General features: G+C 56.8%; 20 protein-coding genes and 2 tRNA genes. 6 read left to right on the forward strand and 16 right to left on the reverse strand.

The window, feature by feature from the left end:
* Nucleotides 1-32: 32 nt before the first annotated feature.
* Nucleotides 33-611, reverse strand: coding sequence for a D-sedoheptulose 7-phosphate isomerase (gene lpcA, locus INF68_RS11065; protein ID WP_010427884.1), 579 nt, complete (start codon nucleotides 609-611; stop codon nucleotides 33-35).
* A 239-nt stretch (nucleotides 612-850) separates the two neighbouring features.
* Between lpcA and fadE the strand changes: the two genes are divergently transcribed.
* A complete protein-coding gene (gene fadE / locus INF68_RS11070) occupies nucleotides 851-3,295 on the forward strand; it encodes an acyl-CoA dehydrogenase FadE (protein ID WP_109846591.1) in 2,445 nt (814 codons plus the stop codon).
* Between the two features lie 108 nt (nucleotides 3,296-3,403).
* Nucleotides 3,404-4,174 (forward strand): amidohydrolase, encoded by a 771-nt coding sequence (locus INF68_RS11075; protein WP_039263863.1) that lies wholly within the window; start codon nucleotides 3,404-3,406, stop codon nucleotides 4,172-4,174.
* Nucleotides 4,175-4,225: 51 nt separating this feature from the next.
* Here the strand turns inward: INF68_RS11075 and INF68_RS11080 are convergent, their stop codons facing one another.
* From INF68_RS11080 to dnaQ, 9 genes are all read right to left on the reverse strand, one after another.
* On the reverse strand, nucleotides 4,226-5,827 hold the full coding sequence (locus INF68_RS11080) for a gamma-glutamyltransferase family protein (protein WP_126786076.1): 1,602 nt from the start codon (nucleotides 5,825-5,827) through the stop codon (nucleotides 4,226-4,228).
* Between the two features lie 9 nt (nucleotides 5,828-5,836).
* Nucleotides 5,837-6,712: an ABC transporter permease gene (locus INF68_RS11085; RefSeq protein ID WP_048957588.1), complete on the reverse strand. Its 876-nt coding sequence runs from the start codon at nucleotides 6,710-6,712 to the stop codon at nucleotides 5,837-5,839.
* A gap of 2 nt (nucleotides 6,713-6,714) precedes the next feature.
* Complete coding sequence (locus tag INF68_RS11090) at nucleotides 6,715-7,656, reverse strand: ABC transporter permease (protein ID WP_193525318.1); 942 nt, start codon at nucleotides 7,654-7,656, stop codon at nucleotides 6,715-6,717.
* An 18-nt stretch (nucleotides 7,657-7,674) separates the two neighbouring features.
* Nucleotides 7,675-9,189 carry an ABC transporter substrate-binding protein gene (locus INF68_RS11095; protein WP_193525319.1) on the reverse strand — a complete coding sequence of 505 codons (1,515 nt, stop codon included), beginning with the start codon at nucleotides 9,187-9,189 and terminating at the stop codon, nucleotides 7,675-7,677.
* Between the two features lie 2 nt (nucleotides 9,190-9,191).
* Nucleotides 9,192-10,274 (reverse strand): ABC transporter ATP-binding protein, encoded by a 1,083-nt coding sequence (locus tag INF68_RS11100; protein ID WP_126786068.1) that lies wholly within the window; start codon nucleotides 10,272-10,274, stop codon nucleotides 9,192-9,194.
* Entirely contained in the window at nucleotides 10,271-11,284 is a 1,014-nt protein-coding gene (locus tag INF68_RS11105; RefSeq protein ID WP_126786069.1) for an ABC transporter ATP-binding protein, read from the reverse strand. Before INF68_RS11105 ends, INF68_RS11100 begins: the two co-directional genes overlap by 4 nt.
* Nucleotides 11,281-12,000, reverse strand: a complete 720-nt coding sequence (locus tag INF68_RS11110) for a FadR/GntR family transcriptional regulator (protein WP_023334601.1) — start codon at nucleotides 11,998-12,000, stop codon at nucleotides 11,281-11,283. The genes INF68_RS11105 and INF68_RS11110 overlap by 4 nt, the downstream gene beginning before the upstream one ends.
* A gap of 379 nt (nucleotides 12,001-12,379) precedes the next feature.
* Nucleotides 12,380-12,456 (reverse strand) — tRNA-Asp (locus INF68_RS11115).
* Nucleotides 12,457-12,588: 132 nt separating this feature from the next.
* Nucleotides 12,589-13,320 (reverse strand): DNA polymerase III subunit epsilon, encoded by a 732-nt coding sequence (gene dnaQ, locus INF68_RS11120; protein WP_029739690.1) that lies wholly within the window; start codon nucleotides 13,318-13,320, stop codon nucleotides 12,589-12,591.
* Nucleotides 13,321-13,384: 64 nt separating this feature from the next.
* Between dnaQ and rnhA the strand changes: the two genes are divergently transcribed.
* The gene (rnhA, locus tag INF68_RS11125) at nucleotides 13,385-13,852 is read left to right on the forward strand and encodes a ribonuclease HI (protein ID WP_023310485.1); all 468 of its coding nucleotides are present in this window, start codon (nucleotides 13,385-13,387) and stop codon (nucleotides 13,850-13,852) included.
* On the opposite strand, the gene INF68_RS11130 is transcribed toward rnhA, so the two are convergent.
* Nucleotides 13,849-14,568, reverse strand: a complete 720-nt coding sequence (locus INF68_RS11130) for a class I SAM-dependent methyltransferase (protein ID WP_023310484.1) — start codon at nucleotides 14,566-14,568, stop codon at nucleotides 13,849-13,851. The genes rnhA and INF68_RS11130 overlap by 4 nt on opposite strands.
* Nucleotides 14,569-14,600: 32 nt before the next feature.
* On the opposite strand from INF68_RS11130, the gene gloB reads away from it, so the two are divergent.
* Entirely contained in the window at nucleotides 14,601-15,359 is a 759-nt protein-coding gene (gloB, locus tag INF68_RS11135; protein ID WP_126786071.1) for a hydroxyacylglutathione hydrolase, read from the forward strand.
* Between the two features lie 68 nt (nucleotides 15,360-15,427).
* Complete coding sequence (gene mltD, locus INF68_RS11140; RefSeq protein ID WP_109846600.1) at nucleotides 15,428-16,792, forward strand: murein transglycosylase D; 1,365 nt, start codon at nucleotides 15,428-15,430, stop codon at nucleotides 16,790-16,792.
* Between the two features lie 52 nt (nucleotides 16,793-16,844).
* On the opposite strand, the gene INF68_RS11145 is transcribed toward mltD, so the two are convergent.
* From INF68_RS11145 to INF68_RS11155, 3 genes are all read right to left on the reverse strand, one after another.
* Nucleotides 16,845-17,618, reverse strand: a complete 774-nt coding sequence (locus INF68_RS11145) for a class I SAM-dependent methyltransferase (RefSeq protein ID WP_109846601.1) — start codon at nucleotides 17,616-17,618, stop codon at nucleotides 16,845-16,847.
* 75 nt (nucleotides 17,619-17,693) lie between these two features.
* Nucleotides 17,694-18,494 carry an endonuclease/exonuclease/phosphatase family protein gene (locus INF68_RS11150; RefSeq protein WP_024909448.1) on the reverse strand — a complete coding sequence of 267 codons (801 nt, stop codon included), beginning with the start codon at nucleotides 18,492-18,494 and terminating at the stop codon, nucleotides 17,694-17,696.
* A 136-nt stretch (nucleotides 18,495-18,630) separates the two neighbouring features.
* Nucleotides 18,631-19,806 (reverse strand): MFS transporter, encoded by a 1,176-nt coding sequence (locus INF68_RS11155; RefSeq protein ID WP_109846602.1) that lies wholly within the window; start codon nucleotides 19,804-19,806, stop codon nucleotides 18,631-18,633.
* 104 nt (nucleotides 19,807-19,910) lie between these two features.
* Between INF68_RS11155 and yafC the strand changes: the two genes are divergently transcribed.
* Nucleotides 19,911-20,816, forward strand: coding sequence for a DNA-binding transcriptional regulator YafC (yafC, locus tag INF68_RS11160; RefSeq protein WP_109846603.1), 906 nt, complete (start codon nucleotides 19,911-19,913; stop codon nucleotides 20,814-20,816).
* Nucleotides 20,817-20,845: 29 nt separating this feature from the next.
* Here yafC and dkgB read toward each other — a convergent pair whose 3' ends face one another.
* Together dkgB and INF68_RS11170 are read right to left on the reverse strand one after the other, a co-directional pair.
* Nucleotides 20,846-21,649: a 2,5-didehydrogluconate reductase DkgB gene (gene dkgB, locus INF68_RS11165; RefSeq protein ID WP_109846604.1), complete on the reverse strand. Its 804-nt coding sequence runs from the start codon at nucleotides 21,647-21,649 to the stop codon at nucleotides 20,846-20,848.
* 160 nt (nucleotides 21,650-21,809) lie between these two features.
* Nucleotides 21,810-21,886: transfer RNA gene (locus tag INF68_RS11170), tRNA-Asp, on the reverse strand.
* Between the last annotated feature and the right edge of the window lie 47 nt (nucleotides 21,887-21,933).

Below are 21,933 nucleotides of genomic sequence, written 5' to 3' on the forward strand. Positions count from 1 at the left end.
ACAGCGGGGGCAAGAGTGCCCCCAGCGAAGTCTTACTTAACCATCTCTTTTTCGATCAGTTGAATCAGGATGTGGATCACTTTGATGTGAATTTCCTGAATACGATCAGCATAACCGAAGTGCGGAACGCGAATTTCGACATCCGCCGTACCGTCCATCTTACCGCCATCTTTACCGGTCAGGGTGATGACTTTCATCCCTTTTTCACGCGCGGCGGCGATCGCTTTGATCACGTTGCCGGAGTTGCCGGAGGTAGAGATCCCCAGCAGCACGTCGCCTTCACGGCCTACGGCTTCAACGTAGCGGGAGAAGATGTGGTCGTAACCGAAGTCGTTGCCTACGCAGGAGATGTGGCTCACGTCGGAAATCGCAATCGCCGGGTAGCCCGGACGGTTTTCGCGATAGCGTCCGGTCAGCTCTTCTGCGAAGTGCATAGCGTCGCAGTGGGAACCGCCGTTACCGCAGGAGAGCACTTTGCCACCGGCTTTGAAGCTGTCGGCAAGCAGGACCGCTGCGCGCTGAATAGCGTGAATATTGGCATCATCTTTCAGAAAGTTCGCCAGCGTTTCCGCCGCTTCGTTCAGTTCGTTACGAATAAGATCCTGGTACATGAGGATAATCCTTCAGTATTGATGAAATAACACAGTGGAGTGTACCGGATAGCGGGAAAAGCGAGAAGCTAAAGCCATGCGAAACGTCCGGCGTTTTGATTTTTTGTGCCGGCTAAAACGCGAACAATGTGAACCAGGTTGTAATTATTTTGTAAACACATTGCTAAAGGAAATAACATCAACTACAACCATATCATCACAAGTGGTCAGACCTCCTACAAGCAAGGGAGCTTTTCTTTATGATGATTTTGAGCATTCTCGCAACCGTTGTTCTGCTCGGTGTGTTGTTCTATCACCGCGTAAGTTTATTCCTGAGCAGCCTGATTCTTCTGGCCTGGACGGCTGCGCTTGGCGTCGCAGGCCTCTGGAATATCTGGCTTTTAGTCCCTCTTGCCATCATTCTTCTGCCGTTTAACCTGGCCCCGATGCGTAAATCAATGATCTCTGCGCCGGTGTTCAAAGGCTTCCGCAAAGTGATGCCGCCAATGTCGCGTACCGAGAAAGAAGCGATTGATGCGGGCACCACCTGGTGGGAAGGCGATCTGTTCCAGGGCAACCCGGACTGGAAAAAGCTGCATAACTATCCGCAGCCGCGCCTGACCGCTGAAGAACAGGCCTTTATTGACGGCCCGGTGGAAGAAGCGTGCCGTATGGCCAACGACTTTGCCATCACCCATGAAATGGCCGATCTGCCGCCTGAGCTGTGGGCGTATCTGAAAGAACATCGCTTCTTCGCGATGATCATCAAGAAAGAGTACGGCGGTCTGGAATTCTCCGCTTACGCTCAGGCTCGCGTCCTGCAAAAGCTGGCAGGCGTCTCCGGGATCCTGGCGATTACCGTTGGCGTGCCTAACTCCTTAGGCCCGGGCGAACTGCTGCAGCATTACGGTACCGAAGAGCAGAAAGATCACTACCTGCCGCGTCTGGCACGCGGTCAGGAAATCCCTTGCTTCGCGCTGACCAGCCCGGAAGCGGGCTCCGATGCAGGCGCGATCCCGGACACCGGCGTGGTCTGCATGGGCGAGTGGCAGGGCGAGCAGGTGCTGGGCATGCGCCTGACCTGGAACAAGCGTTATATCACCCTGGCGCCAATCGCCACCGTGCTGGGTCTGGCCTTTAAGCTCTCTGACCCGGAAAAACTGCTGGGCGGTGAAGAAGATCTTGGCATTACCTGCGCGCTGATCCCAACCTCTACCCCAGGCGTTGAAATTGGTCGCCGTCACTTCCCGCTGAACGTGCCGTTCCAGAACGGTCCGACCCGCGGTCAGGACATCTTTGTGCCGATTGACTACATCATCGGCGGCCCGAAAATGGCCGGTCAGGGCTGGCGTATGCTGGTGGAATGTCTGTCCGTGGGCCGCGGCATTACCCTGCCGTCGAACTCAACCGGCGGTCTGAAGTCGGTCGCGATGGGGATTGGCGCTTACGCCCACATCCGCCGTCAGTTCAAAATCTCCATCGGCAAGATGGAAGGTATCGAAGAGCCGCTGGCGCGTATCGCGGGCAATGCCTACGTGATGGATGCCGCTGCTACTCTGATTACCTACGGCATTATGCTGGGCGAAAAACCGGCCGTGCTGTCCGCGATTGTGAAGTACCACTGTACCCACCGCGCGCAGCAGTCGATCATTGACGCGATGGATATCGCGGGCGGTAAAGGCATTATGCTCGGCGAAGGCAACTTCCTGGCGCGCGGCTATCAGGGCGCACCGATTGCCATCACCGTGGAAGGGGCAAACATCCTGACCCGCAGCATGATGATCTTCGGTCAGGGCGCAATCCGCTGCCATCCGTACGTGCTGGAAGAGATGGCCGCTGCGCAGAACAACGACGTGGATGCCTTCGATAAGCTGCTGTTCAAACATATCGGTCACGTGGGCAGCAACAAGGTGCGCAGCTTCTGGCTGGGCCTGACGCGCGGTCTTACCAGCGCGACGCCGACCGGCGATGCGACCAAACGTTACTACCAGCATCTGAACCGTCTTAGCGCCAACCTGGCTCTGCTGTCTGACGTCTCCATGGCGGTGCTGGGCGGTAGCCTGAAGCGTCGCGAGCGTATCTCTGCCCGTCTGGGGGATGTGCTGAGCCAGATCTTCCTGGCCTCCGCAGTCCTGAAGCGTTACGACGATGAAGGCCGTCAGGAAGCGGATCTGCCGCTGGTGCACTGGGGCGTGCAGGATGCGATGTATCAGGCTGAACAGGCGATTGACGACCTGCTGGCGAACTTCCCGAACCGCTTCGTGGCGGGCGCCCTGCGCGCGGTGATCTTCCCGACCGGTCGTCACCATCTGGCGCCGTCCGACAAGCTGGACCACAAGGTGGCGAAGATCCTGCAGGTACCGAGCGCAACCCGCTCCCGTATCGGCCGTGGTCAGTATCTGACGCCGACGCCGCATAACCCGGTGGGTCTGCTGGAAGAGGCGCTGCTGGACGTGATGGCTGCCGATCCGATCCACCAGAAAATCTGTAAACAGCTGGGCAAAAACCTGCCGTTTACCCGTCTGGACGAACTGGCAAAACAGGCGCTCGCCGGCGGCATTATCAATAAAGATGAAGCTGCTCTGCTGGTGAAAGCCGAAGAGAGCCGTCTGCGTAGTATTAACGTGGATGATTTCGAGCCGGACGAGCTGGCGACGCAGCCGGTAAAGCTGCCGGAGAAGCACCGCAAGCCTGAAGCGGCGTAACGCGTTTCGCTTATACAAACCCCGCCTCGCGCGGGGTTTTTTATTGCCACATTTTCTCGTAATGACGTGCTACAGTGTCAAAAAGCGGTCTTTTGAGGAGTCTGTATCGTGCCTGGTTTGAAGATTTCGATTTTGCAGCAACCTTTAGTGTGGATGGATGGCCCCGCCAACCTGCGCCACTTTGATCGTCAACTGGAAGAGATTACCGGGCGTGATGTGATTGTCCTGCCGGAGATGTTCACAACCGGCTTCGCCATGGAAGCAGCACAACAGTCAATGCCGCAGGATGAGGTGGTCGCCTGGATGCATGCCAAAGCGCAGCAGACCAACGCGCTGATCGCCGGGAGCGCCGCCCTGCAAACGGATCGCGGGCCGGTGAACCGCTTCCTGCTGGTGGAGCCGGAAGGGAAAGTGCATTTTTACGATAAACGCCACCTGTTCCGCATGGCGGATGAGCATCATCACTATGAAGCGGGTCACGAGCGCGTGGTGTTCGAGTGGCGCGGCTGGCGTATTCTGCCGCTGGTCTGCTACGACCTGCGCTTCCCGGTGTGGTCGCGCAACCGCAATGATTACGACCTGGCGCTTTATGTTGCCAACTGGCCTGCACCGCGCTCCCTGCACTGGCAGTCGCTGCTGGTTGCGCGCGCGATTGAGAATCAGGCGTACGTGGTGGGCTGTAACCGCGTGGGAACCGACGGCAACGGGCATCACTACCGCGGCGACAGCCGGGTGGTGAATCCTCAGGGCGAGATCATTGCCACCGCCGAGCCGCATCAGGCGACGCGCATTGATGCGGAACTGTCGCTGACGGCGCTGCAGGAGTACCGCGAGAAGTTTCCGGCCTGGCAGGATGCGGATCCGTTTAGCATTGGGTGAAATTTTCCCCTCACCCCGCCCCTCTCCCAACGGGAGAGGGAGGATAAAACATTAACTCACCAGCGCCTGCCCGTCTTTGCGGCTTTCCGTCGCGGCCACGTAGTGTCCTTCCGGCAGGCGATAAATCACCTGCGCCCCGCCGAAGTTGTAATCCTGAAGCGGATCTTCCACCACGATCTGATGCCCCCGCTCGCGCAGCGCGGCGATAGTATTGCGATCGAAGGTCGATTCAACGATCACCTCCCTGCCCTGCACTACGCGCCAGCGCGGGGCATCGATTGCCGCCTGTGGGTTTTGCCCGTGCAGCATAATGCGCAGCGCCATCTGCATGTGCCCCTGCGCCTGCATCGGGCCGCCCATCACGCCGAAGGACATCAGCGGCTGGCCGTTGCCGTCCATCGCAAAGCCCGGAATGATGGTGTGGAACGGTCGCTTGCTGCCCGCCAGCGCGTTCGGGTGATTGGGATCCAGCACAAAACCGCAGCCCCGGTTTTGCAGGCTGATCCCCGTATCCGGCACCACGATGCCTGAACCGAAGCCCATGTAGTTGGACTGAATAAACGAGACCATCATCCCGCTGGCGTCGGCGGTGCTGATGTAGACCGTGCCGCTCTGGGTCGGGGAACCGTAGACAAAATCAGAGGCGTGCTCGTGATTGATAAGCGCCGCGCGCGACTTCAGATAATGGTCGCTCAGCAGCTCTTTCGCCGCGAACGCCATATGGTCTTCATCCGCCACGTAGCGGTCGAGATCCGCCAGCGCCAGCTTCATCGCCTCAATAGACAGGTGCAGGGACTGCACAGAATCCGGATGATGCTTCTCAATGCCGCACTGCTCCAGAATGCCGAGCGCAATCAGCGTGGCGATCCCCTGGCCGTTTGGCGGCAATTCCTGCACCGAACCGCCCGCGAAGTCGCGCGACAGCAGCTCTACCCAGTCCACGCGGTGGTTTGCCAGATCTTCAGCCGTCAGGTGTGCGCCGTGTTCTTTAGCGAAAGCGGCAATTTTTTGCGCCAGCTCGCCGCGGTAAAAGGCTTCACCGTTGGTGCGGGCAATCAGCTCCAGCGAGTTCGCCTGCGCCGGATTACGGAAGATTTCCCCCACGCGCGGGGCGCGGCCTTCCGGCGCGAAGCAGGCGCTAAAACCCGGCTGATCTTTCAGCTTGCTATAGCCGCGCTGCCAGAGATGGCCGATCAGCGGGGAGACCGGGAAACCGTTGCGCGCGTAGTCAATGGCGGGCTGCGCCAGCGTGGTCAGCGGCAGCGTGCCGAAGCGTTCCGCCAGCGCAACCCAGCCGGATACCGCACCCGGCACGGTCACCGCGTCCCAGCCAATTTCCGGCACCGCGGTTTTACCGGCAAACAGATCCGCATGCCAGCTTGCAGGCGAACGACCGGACGCGTTCAGGCCGTGCAGCTTTTCACCGTCCCAGACGATGGCAAAGGCGTCGCTGCCGATCCCGTTGCCGGTCGGCTCAACCACCGTCAGCGCCATCGCGGTGGCAATCGCCGCATCCACGGCGTTGCCGCCCAGCTGCAGCATTTTCATTCCCGCCTGTGCCGCCAGCGGCTGCGACGTGGCGACGGCGTTACGGCCCATCATTGGCGGGCGGCGTGAAGCGTAACCGGACGTAAAATCAAGCGCTTTGGTCATCATGACTCCTTAGTCGTGGCGCGGATCGAGCGCGTCGCGCAGCCCGTCGCCGAGTAAATTAAAGCCCTGCACGGCAAGGAAAATCGCCACGCCGGGGAAAACGGACATCCACGGCGCCTGCTCCAGAAACCCTTTCGCAGTGTTGAGCATGGAGCCCCATGACGGATTGGGCGGCTGCTGCCCCAGCCCTAAAAACGACAGGCTGGCTTCGGCGATAATCGCCGAGGCAATCGCCAGCGTGGCCTGCACCAGGATCGGCGACATCACGTTGGGCAGGACGTATTTGATGATGATCCAGCGATCCGGCAGGCCAATCGCCCGCGCGCCGTCGATGTACTCTTCGTTGCGAATGGCGATCACCTGGCCGCGCGTCAGGCGAGCGAAGATCGGCATCGCCGAAAGACCGATGGCAATCATCGCGTTGGTCAGGCTCGGGCCCAAAAACGCCCCCAGCGCGATCGCCATGATCAGAAACGGACAGGCCAGCAGCGCCTCAATAAACCGCGAGATCACTCCGTCCCACATCTTCTGGAAGTAACCCGCCACCAGACCCAGCGGCACGCCGATGACCACCGCGATAACGACCGACATACAGCCCGCCATCAGCGAGGTGCGAGCTCCCCAGATTATGCGGGATAAAATGTCGCGCCCCAGCTCGTCGGTGCCGAACCAGTACATCGCCGACGGCGCTTTGCGCACCGCCAGGAAGTTAGCTTTGACCGGGTCGAACGGGGCGATCCACGGCGCCAGCAGCGCCACCAGCACAAAGAAGCCCACCACCACCGCGCCAATCACCGCGCTTTTGTTGGCGAGGAATTTCTTCAGCACCCGGTTTTGCGCGCGCGGCAGCGCGGGGGCTACGGTTTGCGTCGTCAGTTCCGCCATGGTTAACCTCGCATTTTCGGGTTGATAAGGACGTAGAGCACGTCGGCCAGCAGGTTGAGCATCAGGAAGCCGATCGCCACGATCAGCACCACGCCCTGCACCACCGCGTAGTCACGGTTAAATACCGAGTCGACGATCATCTTGCCGAACCCCGGAATGGTGAAGACCTGCTCGGTCAGCACCGCGCCGCCCAGCAGCTCGCCGAACAGCAGCGTGATGAGGGTGATGACCGGTACCAGCGCGTTGCGAAACGCGTGCTTCAGGATCACCGCCTTCGGTAGCAGCCCCTTAGCGCGCGCGGTGCGGATATAATCCGCCTTCAGCACCGCAATCATTGAGGCGCGGGTATGACGCATCAGCGTCGCCGCGAGGCCGGTTCCGAGCACGGCCGCGGGCAGCAGCAGCGTGCGCAGGTTCTGAAGCGGATCTTCACTGAACGGCACGTAACCGGATGCGGGCAGCCACTGCAGATTCACCGAAAAGACCAGAATCAGCAGGATCCCCAGCCAGAAGTGCGGGATCGAGATCCCCGAGATCGCTACGAAGTTCGCCCCGTGATCGACCCAGCTGTTTTTGTTCACCGCCGCGAGGATCCCCATGCTGATGCCAAACACCAGCGCGATAATCATCGCCAGCAGGGACAGCTCCAGCGTGACCGGCAGCTTGCTGGCAATCAGCTGCGTCACCGGTTCGTGCGTGCGTAAGGAGACGCCCAGATCGCCCTGCAGCGCCCGCGTCAGCCAGTGGAAATACTGCACGGGGATCGGCGCATCGAGGTTCAGCTCCGCGCGCAGCTGGGCGATGACCGCCGGGTCGCGCTCCTCCCCGGCCATGGCGATTAGCGGGTCGCCGGGCAGCAGCTTTTGCAGACCGAAGACCATCATGCCCACCAGCAGCAGGGTTGGTATAGCCAGCAGCAGACGTTTGCAAATCAGTTCCAGCATGGGTTCTCCTCAGGACCTTTATTTCGCCAGCGTCAAACCCGCCAGACGCACGATGCCGTCCGGGTACGGCTTAAAGCCCTGCACGCTTTTGTTCAGACCGAAAATGCGCGGCTCGAAGTAGAGGTAGGCAATCGGCATGTCGCTTTGCAGTTGCTTCACCACCTTGTCGTACAGCGGCTGGCGTGCGGCCTGGTCGGTGCTCTGGCGCGCCTGGGTCAGCCACTCATCGACCTGCGCGTTGCTGTAGCGACCGTCGTTAAGGGTGCCTTTGCTGTTGATAAAGCCGTAGATGCTGCCGTCCGGATCCGGGCGTCCCGACCAGCCTGAGAAGCTCAGCTGATAGTCACCGCTCTGCTGGCGATCGAGCAGCGTGGCGAATTCGGTCATCTGCAGGTTCAGGTTAAATCCGGCCTCGGCGACCATCGCCTGCAGCACCTGGCCCACCTGCTGTGAGGTTGGGTTGTTCGGCACCAGCAGGTTGACGGTCAGCGGCGCGGTGACGCCTGCCGCCTTCAGCAGCGCTTTGGCTTTGTCGACGTCACGCGGCGGGACCGGCAGGTTAACGTGATACGGGCTGACCGGGGAAAACGCCTGGTTGGCCGGGGTATAGAGCCCTTCAAAGACCACCTGATTTAACGCATCGCGGTCGATGGCCTGAGAAAACGCCTCGCGCACGCGGGCGTCCTTGAACGGATCGTTGGTCGGCACCTTGCCGTTGTTGATGTTGAAGGTGATGCCCTGATAGCCCAGGCCGGTTACCTTCGCCAGCGCCAGCTTGCTGTCGGCTTCGACGGTTTTAACGTCGCTGGCGGCGATGCCTTCGGTCAGGTCGAGATCGCCCGCGCGCAGGTTCGCGAGGCGCACGGAGGCATCCGGGATCGGCAGATAAATGATTTTGTCGAAGTGGTAGGCGCCTTTGTTCCAGTAGTTGTCGAAGCGGGTCAGCACGATGCGGTCCTGGGACACGCGGCTGTCGAATTTATACGGGCCGGAGCAGACCGGGTGGGCGGCAAAGTCAGGCTTTTTGGCCGCCTCGGGGGCCATCATCGCGCCCGCGCGGTCGGTGAGCTGCATCAGCAGAGCGGCATCGGGGGTCTTCAGGTGCAGCGCAATCTGCATCGGGCCGGTGACCTCGACCGATTCAACGGAAGAGATCTCGCTTTTACGCAGAGAGCCTTTTAAGGTCAGGGCGCGGTCGAGGTTGTATTTTGCGGCGGCGGCATCGAATTTCTCACCGTCGTGGAAGGTGACGCCTTCGCGCAGATTGAGCGTCAGGGTTTTACCGTCGTCACTCCACGCCCAGTCTTTAGCCAGGCCGGGGACAACCTTCAGATTTTCATCTACGTCCACCAGCCTGTCGCACAGGGAGGCAAAGACGAAGCGGCCATAGTAGGTGCGCGCCAGATGCGGGTCGAGCATGTCCGGGTCAGGGCCCAGGCCGATCCGCAGCACGCTTTCAGAATGGGCGGGCAGCGCCGCGCCAAGCAACATAACACTTCCCAGTACGGTCAAAAGAGAATTACGCATTGTCATTATCATGAGTTCCTTGAAGGAAGAGACGAGTGAGTGGCCGCGTGTTCAAACAGCGCGCGGCGGCGCAGAAAGGCGGCGGATGGCGGTGCGATCTGAATAACGCTGCGATCGCGGTTGATCTCCTGCCAGCGGTGGCAGGCAACCTGACGTCCGCCGTCGAGCGCCTGATTGATCGGCTCAACCTGGCGGCATTCATCGGTGACGTACGGGCAGCGGGTGTGGAAACGGCAGCCGGACGGCGGGCTGGCCGGGTTGGGCAGATCCCCCTGCAGCAGCGGCGCGTCGCGTTCAACGCCCGGCTGCATCTGCGGTACCGAGGCGATCAATGCCTGCGTATAGGGGTGCAGCGGCGCGTCAAAAATCTCGTCGACGGTGGCAAGCTCGACTATTTGCCCGAGATACATGACCGCCACGCGGTCGCTCATATGGCGGATCACCGCAAGGCCGTGGGCGACAATCACCATCGTCAGCCCCAGCTGGTGCTTCAGGCTTTCCAGCAGGTTGACCACCTGCGCCTGAACGGAGACGTCCAGCGCGGATACCGGCTCGTCCCCCAGCAGCAGCTTCGGTCCCGAGGCCAGCGCGCGCGCAATGCCGATACGCTGGCGCTGCCCGCCGGAAAACTCGTGCGGATAGCGCCCGGCCCAGGCGGCAGGCAGGCCAACGGTTTTGAGCAGCTCGGCAACGCGGTACTGGCGATCCGCTTTTTTCATGTTCTGATGCAGCCACAGCGGCTCCCCGACGATCTGCTCCACCGTCATGCGCGGGTTGAGCGAGGCGAAGGGATCCTGGAAGATAATCTGCAGCTCGCGCCGGAGCTGGTTCAGGCGGGCACCGGAGGCGTCGGTGATCTCTTCCCCCTGGTAAAACACGCGCCCTTCGCTGGCGGCCAGCAGGCGCAACAGCAGACGACCGAGGGTAGATTTCCCGGAGCCGGACTCGCCGACGATCGCCAGCGTTTCGCCCGGCATCACGGCAAGCGAAACGCGATCGATCGCGGTGACAAACCGTGCCGGGGTAAAGAGTTTTTTGGGGCCGGGGAAAAGCTTGCTGAGGTCACGGGCTTCAAGAATGGGCGTGGTCATGCGATTTCTCCCAGGGCAATGTGCTGTTCGAGCGGTACGCGGAAGCAGGCGACCTGATGGCCCGCGCCGAGCGCGGTGAGCTGCGGTTTTTCAGCATGGCAGCGGGACTGCGCAAACGGACAGCGGGTGGCAAAACGGCAGCCTTTCGGCATGGATTCCGGGAGCGGGACCGATCCGGGAATGGTGGAGAGCTGGCCCTTGCGTGCGCCAAGTGAAGGAATCGAGCCCATCAGGCCGATGGTGTACGGATGCTGCGGGTCGGCAAAGATGGCCTCCACGCTCCCCTGCTCCACCACCTGTCCGGCATACATCACCGCTACCTGCTGGGCGACTTCTGCTACGACGCCTAAATCGTGGGTGATCATCAGCACCGCCGTGCCGGTTTCCTCTTTTAAGGCGTTGAGCAAGGCGAGGATTTGCGCCTGGATGGTGACGTCGAGCGCAGTGGTGGGCTCGTCGGCAATCAGCAGTTTGGGATGGTTAATCAGCGCCATCGCAATCATCACCCGCTGGCGCATGCCGCCGGAAAGCTGGTGGGGATATGCTTTCAGGCGCATCTCTGCCGCCGGGATCTGTACCTTCTCGAGGATCTGCAGCGCGACCTTCATCGCCTCTGCGCGCGAGACGTTCTGGTGCCGCATAACCGCTTCGCTAAGCTGATCCCCCAGCGTAAACGCCGGATTGAGCGAGGTCATCGGCTCCTGGAAAATCATCGCCAGCTCGCTGCCGCGCAGGTCGGCATATTCCCGCGGCGAGAGCTTTCGCAGATCGTGGCGGCGAAACTGCATCTCGCCGCTGACAATCTGCGCGCTGGCGGGCAGTAACCCCATCAGCGCCAGTGAGGTGATACTTTTCCCGCAGCCGGACTCTCCCACCAGCGCCAGCGTTTCGCCCGCCCTGACGCTCAGCGAGATACCATCAAGCACGCTAGCCGGCGAGCCAGCAAACGTAACGTTGAGGTTTTGCACCCGCAATACGGGCGTGGCGTCCTTAAAGGGTATTGTCGTCATGGCGTGAAGTCGTCCTCAAGGTGGATCGCCTGAATCAGGGCGGTTTGCAGGCTGAGCAGGTGTTCGCGCATGGCGGCCGCGGCTTCATTAGGCTGGCGATGGATAATCGCAGACATGATCTTATGGTGGTGGTCGTTATAGCTGTCGACACGTTCGGGCGTGCGGGCTAATTCGCGCAGATGCTGCCAGCCCGGTTCGCGCCGAACGGCATCAATGGCATCAAACAGGCCGAGCATCAGACGGTTGCCCGCCGCCTCGGCAATTGCCCGGTGAAAGGCGCTGTCCCAGAGTTCGTTGAGATCGCGGTCATCCGGGCTGACCTTGTCGATGCGTTCCAGCATACGCTGCATGAGCGCGAGGTTTTCCCTGGTGGCACGCAGTGCCGCAAGCCGGGCTAAGCCGGGTTCGAGCTGTAGACGAGCTTCCATCACTTCCAGAAGGTTGGTCTGCTGAACCAATCCCTGAAGGGCCAGCGGTTCAACAGGTGCCGCCGGGCCAATAAAGGTCCCTTTGCCCTGCTTACGCCAGATGCGGCCCTCTTCTTCCAGCACGTCCAGCGCACGACGCACTTCGCGTCGTCCTACGCCGAGAGTGTCCGACAGCTCACGTTCCGTGGGCAGCGGTATGCCTGGTGTTGACTCATGCTGGTTGATAAGCCCGCGCAGCTGCTCAAGCGCGGTGCTGGAATTTGCCAGAAACCGTGACGGTTTTTCCATATTGGTTCGCTCGCTTTCATCATTGCTTTATTTTTATTAACGATAAGTTATTGATATGGAATGAAGCTTATCGTGCTAATGATTAAGCAATAACCAAACCAATAATTAATTGGTTCGGCATATTTTTGGAAAGCAGGAGTTAACCAAATGATTCTGCGTGAATTATTTTTACAGAAAGAAACATTCTGAACGAGGTGCGAGGAGAAGATCGATGGAGAAATGCACAACCATAGTGCAAATAATGCACTACACCTGTGCAATTGTTAATAAATTGCACCATGTATATTAACTTTATGTTAACAATAAGTGAGAGGATGAGATTACAGAAGGCTGAAACGACGAAGGCCTGAATCATTTCTGATTCAGGCCTTCTGAATAGTGGCGGAACGGACGGGACTCGAACCCGCGACCCCCTGCGTGACAGGCAGGTATTCTAACCGACTGAACTACCGCTCCACTGTTCCCGTTTGGGGAACGAGGCGCATATTACGGTGCGCCTCCGATCTCGTCAACGCTTTTTCTCACGTTTTGAATCGTTTGCTGCAAAAATCGCCCAAACGATGATTTTACAGGCATTCAGGCGTTTTTTCAGGCGCGCCACATACAGCTGCCGCCCTTCTTCTGTACCAGATCAAGCCGGGATTCGTGGTTAAGAAGCTCTTCATCACTGGCTAAAACAACCCGCAAGCGACTGGCCTGACGAACAACACGCTGAATGCCCGCTTCGCCTTGCGTCTGCTGGGATTCATTTTCCATACTGAACTTCATTGACGTCTGCCCGCCGGTCATCGTCAGATAGACATCGGCCAGGATCTGGGCATCGAGCAACGCCCCGTGAAGCGTTCGCTTGGTGTTGTCTATCTCATAGCGCGAGCAGAGTGCATCAAGGCTGTTACGCTTGCCGGGGAACATCTTCCTTGCCAGCGCCAGGCTGTCAGTCACCTTACAGAAGGTGTTCGTCTTCGGAATATCACGATTAAGCTTGCTGAATTCATAATCCATAAAGCCGATATCGAACGATGCGTTATGGATGACAAGCTCGGCGCCCTTGATATATTCCAGGAACTCGTCAGCGACATCCGCAAAAGTCGGCTTATCCAGCAAGAACTCATCGGCAATACCGTGAACGCCGAACGCTTCAGGATCCACCAGCCGATCGGGTTTGAGGTAGACGTGGAAGTTGTTCCCCGTAAGACGACGGTTCACCACTTCAACGGCGCCGATCTCGATGATCTTATGCCCTTCGTAGTGCGCGCCGATCTGGTTCATACCGGTGGTTTCGGTATCGAGGACAATCTGGCGAGTAATTGCAGTGCTCATAGCGGTCATTTATGTCAGACTTATCGTTTAACTGAACGTTTCGAATACAGGAAGTCTACCAGAGATGCGTAAACAGGTAGAAATTTTCACCGATGGATCTTGTCTCGGTAACCCAGGGCCCGGCGGCTACGGCGCGATTATGCGCTATCGCCAGCACGAAAAAACCTTTAGCGAAGGCTATTTTCTGACCACCAACAACCGGATGGAGTTGATGGCGGCCATCGTGGCGCTGGAGGCGTTAAAAGAACATTGTGACGTGGTGTTAAGCACCGACAGTCAGTACGTGCGTCAGGGGATCACCCAGTGGATCCATAACTGGAAAAAACGCGGCTGGAAAACCGCCGATAAGAAGCCGGTCAAGAACGTCGATCTCTGGAAACGTCTTGATGCTGCGCTGGGCCAGCACCAGATTAAGTGGGAGTGGGTTAAAGGCCACGCAGGCCATCCGGAAAACGAACGCTGCGACGAACTGGCGCGTGCTGCTGCATCCAATCCCGCACATGAAGATGCGGGTTATCAGCCCGACGCCTAATCGGTTTTTTTGTACTGCCGCGTGGCGCCGACGGTCTGGCGAATGGGCGTTTTCGACTTGCTCTGCTTCATGGGGTTAAGCGTAAGGGGAATAGTTCGCTTACGCGCAACGATAAACTGCAAACAGCCCAATGCGGGGAGATGGGTGCTCAGTACCACGCCCCCCTGCCGCGCCCAGGGCAGCACCTGAAAACCACCATAGCAAAGCACTTCAAAGTTCAGCAATGAAAGCCAGTCGAGCTGGCGCATCATGGTGAACATCCGGCTGTTGTAAGGTGGAGTCCGGCGCAGCACTGGTACTAACTTACGCAGGCCCATCAGGCTTAGCGGATTGAATCCGCTAAGTACCAGCCAGCCGTCATCAATCAGCACGCGATCGGCTTCGCGAAGCAGACGATGCGGATCGCTGCACCAGGGTAGCGTATGTGCGAGCAAACACGCATCGACGGATTTTTCCGCAAACGGCAGATGCAGCGGGTCTGCCTTCACCTGAACCGGCGATCCGCCGAGAGAGACGTTAACCTGATGCGAGATAGCGCAGCTTTCGGTATTGATTTCCGCGCTGAGATTGCCAATCTTAAGCAGGTGAAAGCCATACATTTTCGCGAGCCAGGGCTTCAGCTGCTGTTCTAACGCTTCGCGATAGTATTCACCCCAGGGCAATTCCGCCCAACGTTCCGGTGCTGCGACAGTCTGAGGTATCCTTGCCGGTTTCATCAAAACATCCGCCACGCTCTAAGAGGTAATGTATGAATCTTATCAGTATTCCAGCGTTTCAGGACAATTACATCTGGGTTTTGGTTGACGACGATCGCCGATGCGTCATTGTCGATCCCGGAGAGTCTGCCCCTGTTCTGCACGCCATAAAAGAGAACGGCTGGCAGCCAGAAGCCGTTTTGTTAACGCATCATCATAACGATCACACTGGCGGCGTGCCTGAACTGCGCGCCCATTTTCCGCATCTTGTGGTTTACGGACCGGCAGAGGCACAAGATAAGGGAATCACGCATGTAGTCGAAGAAGGCGAAAATATCCTCATACGCGAGTGGGAGTTTTCCGTATTTGCTACACCAGGTCACACTTTGGGACATCTGTGTTTCTACAGTAAGCCTTATCTTTTTTGCGGCGATACGCTGTTCTCCGGAGGCTGCGGAAGACTGTTTGAAGGTACGCCAGCTCAAATGTATCAGTCTTTACAGAAGATTAACGCGCTACCCGATGAGACACTCATTTGTTGCGCTCATGAGTATACATTAGGAAATATGAAGTTTGCCGTGAGTCTCTTACCCGAGGATCGAGCGATTCAGGATTATTATCACAAAGTGAAGGAGTTACGTGCAAAAAACCAAAAAACACTCCCCGTAATTCTGAAAAACGAGCGCCAAATTAATTTATTTTTACGAACAAATGATATTGATTTAATTAACAAAATTAACCAAGAAACAAATTTGCAACAACCAGAACAGCGATTTGCATGGTTAAGGTCAAAGAAAGATAACTTCAGATAATTGCGGGTTGCCTTTTCAAAATTTCGCCGTTATCATCGCTCGTCTTTTAAGCAACTATTGACACACACATGAAGGCAAAAGCGATATTACTCGCCTCTGTCCTGCTTGTAGGTTGCCAGTCGCAAAACGGCAGCAACGTACAACAGCACGCACAGAGCCTTTCTGCGGCTGGTCAAGGGGAAGCAGGGAAGTTTGCAAGTTCGGCGCGATGGATGGACGATGGAACATCTTACGCGCAGGATCAAGACTTGTGGACCTCTATTGGCGACGAGCTAAAGATGGGAATTCCGGAAAATCCCCGGATTCGCGAACAGAAACAGAAGTATTTAAGTAATAAGAGCTATCTCCACGATGTAACGTTACGGGCAGAGCCGTATATGTACTGGATAGCCGGGCAAGTTAAGAAACGTAACATGCCTATGGAGCTGGTACTCCTACCCATAGTGGAGAGCGCTTTTGACCCACACGCGACGTCTGGCGCCAATGCCGCAGGCATTTGGCAGATCATTCCGAGCACCGGGCGAAACTATGGTCTGAAACAGACCCGCAACTATGATGCGCGTCGCGATGTTGTCGCTTCAACGACAGCCGCTCTCGATATGATGCAACGTCTGAACAAGATGTTTGACGGCGACTGGCTGTTAACGGTCGCAGCGTATAATAGTGGCGAAGGTCGTGTACTGAAGGCAATGAAAGCGAATAAAGCACGGGGTAAATCCACCGATTTTTGGTCGCTCTCACTGCCACAGGAAACAAAGATTTACGTACCGAAAATGCTGGCATTGAGCGATATTCTCAAGAACAGCAAGCGTTACGGTGTACAACTGCCAACACCAGACGAAAGTCGTGCACTGGCGCGTGTTCGCCTCAGCAATCCGGTTGATATTCAACAGGTTGCTGATATGACGGGTATGTCGGTAAGTAAATTGAAAACCTTTAATGCTGGCGTTAAAGGCTCAACCCTGGGGGCAAGTGGCCCGCAGTATGTAATGGTTCCGCAGAAACATGCCGAGCAGTTACGCGAGTCTTTAGCTTCTGGTGAAATCGCCGCCGTTCAGTCAACGCTGATCGCGGATGCATCATCAGTTAACAGCCGCAGCTATAAGGTTCGTTCAGGTGATACGCTTTCGGGCATTGCGTCACGTCTTGGCGTGACGGCGAAAGATCTGCAGCAGTGGAATAACCTGCGCAGCTCTGGGCTGAAGGTGGGTCAGACACTGACGGTGGGTGCAGGTAACAGCGCACAGCGTCTCGCCAGCAACAGCGATAGCATCACCTATCGCGTGCGCAAAGGCGATTCACTGTCCAGTATCGCAAAACGACACGGCGTGAACATCAAAGATGTGATGCGCTGGAATAATGATACTGACAATCTGAAACCGGGTGACCAGCTGACGCTGTTTGTGAAGAACAGCGCCACGCCAGACTCCTGATAACACGATCGAAAGATAAAAAGGCACCGATTCCCCTCGGTGCCTTTTTTGTTTATCCCGCTTTTTGCGCTTCAGCCATGATGGTATCGCTCGTAAATGAGCCATCCGCCTGCAGTTCAAAGTACGCCTTCACCTCTGCGGACGCACTCTCCTGGTAAAGCCTAATTGCCTGGCTTAACGCCTCCGGGGTACGCATACGGGCTATCCAGGAGCTGAACTCCAGCGGTAAGCGGTCTGTAATCAACGCGCGCGCGATCAGCCCCGCTTCAGTGATAAGCGACAACCACTCTCCGCTGGCATAGTTTTGCACGTGTGAGGTATCGCGCAGCGCTTCGACCGTCTGCAGCCAGATATTGCGCACCGGATGTCCAGGGGACATCACATCCATAATAATGAAGATGCCACCCGGCTTCAGAACACGTTTGACCTCGCGCAATGCCTGGCCGACATCGTGCCAGTGGTGCGCGGAGTAACGGCTGATAACCACCTCAAACGACTCATCATCGAACGGTAAGGATTCGGCATAGCCCTGTTGCGTATCGATGTTGTCCAGTCCCTTCGCTTTCGCCGCACCGGCAACAACGTCCAGCATCTGGCTGGATAAGTCATACGCGGTAACGTGAGCGACCTGCTGCGCAGCCGTAAAGCTGGCATGCCCTGCCCCGCAGCCTAAATCCAGCACGTGCGCCTGCGGGAACGCCGCCAGACGTTCACCGAGACGCACCAGATCGCGGCCAGAAGCATGCACGGCGCTACTCAGATAGGCACTTGCCTGAGAACCAAACTGTTTTTCTACATTGTCATGATGGGAGCGTGTTGTTGTCATCATACTGTCCTTTGTGAGTGAAAAATAAAGGGCAGCACCCGCGCAGGCCTGCCCCACGGCAGACCTGACACACCATTATTTATCAGGTTTGCCGGGACTGAATTCGACTAGTAGAGGATTATGATCCGAGGCGCGCGTCACCAGAACCGAGGCATCGTGCACGCTCAAACCACGATAGAAGACAAAATCGAGAGGACGACCAAAGGCTTTTTTACGCTGGTCATCGCTAAAACGAACTTCACGCAGCGACATTTCGCGCGCAAAGCGATACAGCGCATTCATGCGCGGACGGCTCCAGGCATTGAAATCGCCGGCCATAATGATGGGCCCGCTGTGATGGGCAATCTGATCGCCGATCGGAAGTAGCTGCTTACTGTAGACATCCACGCCCAGACTGAAATTTACCGCATGGATATTCACAACCATCAGCATTCGGGTATCCGGCAGCGGATAGACCGTCACCAGCGCCGATTTTGCCAGACGCAGGATAGGTTCACGTTCACGCAGCGGACAGCAATAGACCGGATGTGCTGCTGAAAGCGTCATCACACCTGAGGGGTGTTGCGGCAGGACAAACGCTGGCACCTGGTCGGCGGCAAGATAGTTCGTGGTGGCAAAGCGTACCAGTTCAGGGGTGGTTTGTGCCTCCTGAAGCAGAACCAGATGGGCATCTTTTCCAAAATTCTTGAGCACCGATAACCATTCGGCACGCTGCTGCTTAAAGATATTCCACACCAGTACACGGATTTTCTCATCGCTGCTTAACGGTGTGCCGGCGGGTAATGCCTGGCTTATGCTCGCAAATGACCCCGGAGGCAAGATCCTCTCCGCGGGCATTCCGGCAACATAACGCATGGCATAGGTATTTTTTCGCACTTTTGGAAACAGCCTCTGTAACATGAACCAGCCCGGAAAACGGACTGATTCTAATGTTATAGGGACTTTAGGTCATACTTTCAACGCAATTTCTGAGAAACCGCTTTCCAGTTTTGTAAGCAAGCACTTACTGATGTTACCCCAGCGCCACCCGGGCTGGCTTATCGAGACGTCCACTCAGGCCAATCAGCAGGAAGGCCACCAGGACAATCACCGCGCCAATCCACGGGGTCTGGGCTAATCCAACATGCGCTACGGTTTGCCCACCAATGATGGAGCCCAGCGCGATGCCAATATTAAATGCGGCAATGTTCAGCCCGGACGCCACATCCACCGCATTTGGCGTATAGAGCTCAGCTTTCTGGACAACGTAAACCTGAAGCCCGGGGACATTACCAAAGGCAAAGATCCCCATGACCAGCACAGTGATCAGCGCGGCGTAGTGTGCCGAAGCCGTGAACTGGAAAATCATCAGCAGAACAACCAGGGCGGCGAAGATGAATTTCAGTGCCGGTACCGCACCATGCTTATCCGCAAGCTTGCCGCCCCAGATATTGCCAATGGCAACGGAAATACCGTATCCCAGCAAAATCCAGCTCACGGCATTGGGCGAAAAGCCCGCCAGGTCCTGCATCATCGGCGCCAGGAAGGTGAAAGCGGTGAACACACCACCATAGCCCAGCGCAGTTACCGCGTAGATAATCAGCAAACGCGGATGCGTGAGCACCTTCAGCTGATCGCGCAGGCTGGCGCTTGCCCGGCCTGGAATATTCGACGGTACCAGCAGCAGGCTGGTCACCAGAGCGATGACGCCCAGCAAGGAGACGGCCAGAAACGTTTCACGCCAGCCGAAGTGTTGTCCGATAAACGTTCCCAGCGGTACGCCCGTAACGAGTGCGACGGTCAGCCCACCAAACATGATCGCAATGGCTGAAGCCGCTTTCTCTTTGGGCACCAGGCTGGTTGCAATGGTGGAACCAATTGAGAAGAACACGCCGTGTGCAAGGCCGGTCAACAGACGGGCTATCACCAGCGTGGTGTAGTCCGGCGCCTGCCAGGCCAGAATGTTGCCGGCGGTGAACAGCACCATCAGCGCGACTAACAGCTGCTTACGCGGAAAACGCCCGGTCAGTGCGGTCAGCACTGGCGCCCCGACGGCGACGCCCAGGGCGTAGATTGATACCAGCAACCCCGCAGAGGGCAACGAGATCGCAAGCTGGTTAGCAATAGTGGGAACCAGGCCCACGATAACAAATTCGGTCGTGCCGATTGCAAAGGCACTGATCGTCAGGGCAAGTAGCGCCAGTGGCATAAAATACTCCGTATCATCAGGATTAAGATGACAGGCAGTATGCGCCAGTGCTTAAATAACAAAAATGGTCAAAATCTCAATAGAATTTTGCAGGTGGTGCAAAAATGAAAGCAACTTCGGAAGAGCTGACAATCTTTGTCGCCGTCGTTGAAAGCGGCAGCTTTAGCCGCGCGGCCGAACAGCTGGGACAGGCTAATTCGGCCATCAGCCGTTCGGTAAAAAAACTGGAGATGAAGCTTGGAGTGAGTCTGCTCAACCGTACGACGCGGCAGCTGAGCCTGACGGAAGAAGGTGAGCGTTACTTCCGCCGCGTGCAGTCGGTACTGCAGGAGATGGCCGCAGCGGAGACGGAGATTATGGAGACCCGCAGCACGCCGCGTGGATTGCTGCGCATTGATGCGGCCACGCCGGTGGTGCTTCACTTTCTGATGCCGCTGATCAAGCCTTTCCGCGAACGCTATCCGGAGATGACGCTTTCTCTCGTCTCCTCAGAGACGTTTATTAACCTCATCGAGCGTAAAGTGGATGTGGCTATTCGGGCGGGGACGCTGACCGATTCAAGCTTGCGTGCCCGCCCTCTGTTTGCCAGCTACCGTAAAATTATCGCGTCGCCACAGTATATTGCTGAACATGGTAAACCGGAGACGGTTGAAGAATTGAAGCAGCATCTGTGCCTGGGCTTTACGGAGCCGGTGTCGCTGAACACCTGGCCTGTTGCCTGTCATGATGGTCAACTTTATGAAATTACCTGCGGATTATCGTCAAACAGCGGAGAGACGCTGAAACAGCTGTGCCTGGAAGGGAACGGGATCGCCTGTTTATCAGACTATATGATTGATAAGGAGATAGCGCGAGGTGAACTGGTGGAGCTGATGGCCGACAGACGTCTGCCGGTCGAAATGCCTTTTAGCGCAGTGTATTACAGTGACAGAGCGGTAAGCACGCGCATTCGTGCCTTTATTGACTTCCTGAGTGAACATATAAAAACAGCTCCCGGAGGAGCTGTGTGAGGGTTCAGGTTACAGAGGGCGGGTCAATCTTAATCCCAGTTTGGGGCTAAACCTTCCGGGCTGACCAGGCGATCGTTGCACTCCAGTGCTGCGATCGCTTTTTTATCGTCAGCATCCAGCTGAAGATCCGTTGCTAAAAGGTTACTGGCCAGGTTTTCACGCTTAGTTGAAGATGGGATCACGGCATAACCTTCACCCATTGCCCATGCCAGAATCACCTGCGCAGCAGTGGCGTTATGTTTCTCTGCGATACGCGTAATCACTTCATCTTTCAGCGCTTTACCGTAGGCCAGCGTCATGTATGAGGTGATGTGGATCCCGTGCTGTTTTGCCCAGTCCACGACTGTGCGGTTTTGCAGGTATGGAGACAGCTCAATCTGGTTGGTCGCAATATTTTCTGCGCCAACAGCGGCAATGGCTTTTTCCATCAGCGGAATGGTGAAGTTGGAGATCCCAATTTCGCGGGTTAAGCCCTGCTTTTTCGCTTCCAGCAGCGCCTGCATGAATTCTTCTACTGAGACGGTATCATTCGGTGATGGCCAGTGGATAAGGGTCAGATCTACGTAGTCAGTACGCAGTTTTTTCAGGCTCTCTTTCAGGCTAGGGATCAGCTTATCTTTGCTGAGATTCTCAATCCAGATTTTCGTGGTGATAAACAGTTCGTTACGCGGTACACCACTCTCTTCGAGAGCTTGTCCAACGGCAGCTTCGTTTTCATAGATCTGTGCCGTATCAACTGCACGATAACCCAGTTCGAGTGCGGTTTTAACCGATGCGATAACAACGTCGTCTTTCAGGCGGAAAGTGCCCAGACCAAATGCAGGGAGAGTCATACTATTCCTCAATCATTATGTTCGTAAACTGAGGAAGATTATCGCTGGCGTTGTTATAGAGAAAAAGAGCGCAAAACGCAGAGGATTTTTGCTAATTTCGCAACAATTAAACGTTAGATAAGAAAAAAGCCCTGAGCGTGAGCTCAGGGCTTTTAATAAGTGGCGGAACGGACGGGACTCGAACCCGCGACCCCCTGCGTGACAGGCAGGTATTCTAACCGACTGAACTACCGCTCCACCGAAGACTGCTGTAACCACCGGATTTATGCACCGGCTTACTACTT

The organism is Enterobacter cloacae complex sp. P16RS2 (assembly GCF_014982155.1).
Classification (GTDB): domain Bacteria; phylum Pseudomonadota; class Gammaproteobacteria; order Enterobacterales; family Enterobacteriaceae; genus Enterobacter; species Enterobacter cloacae_M.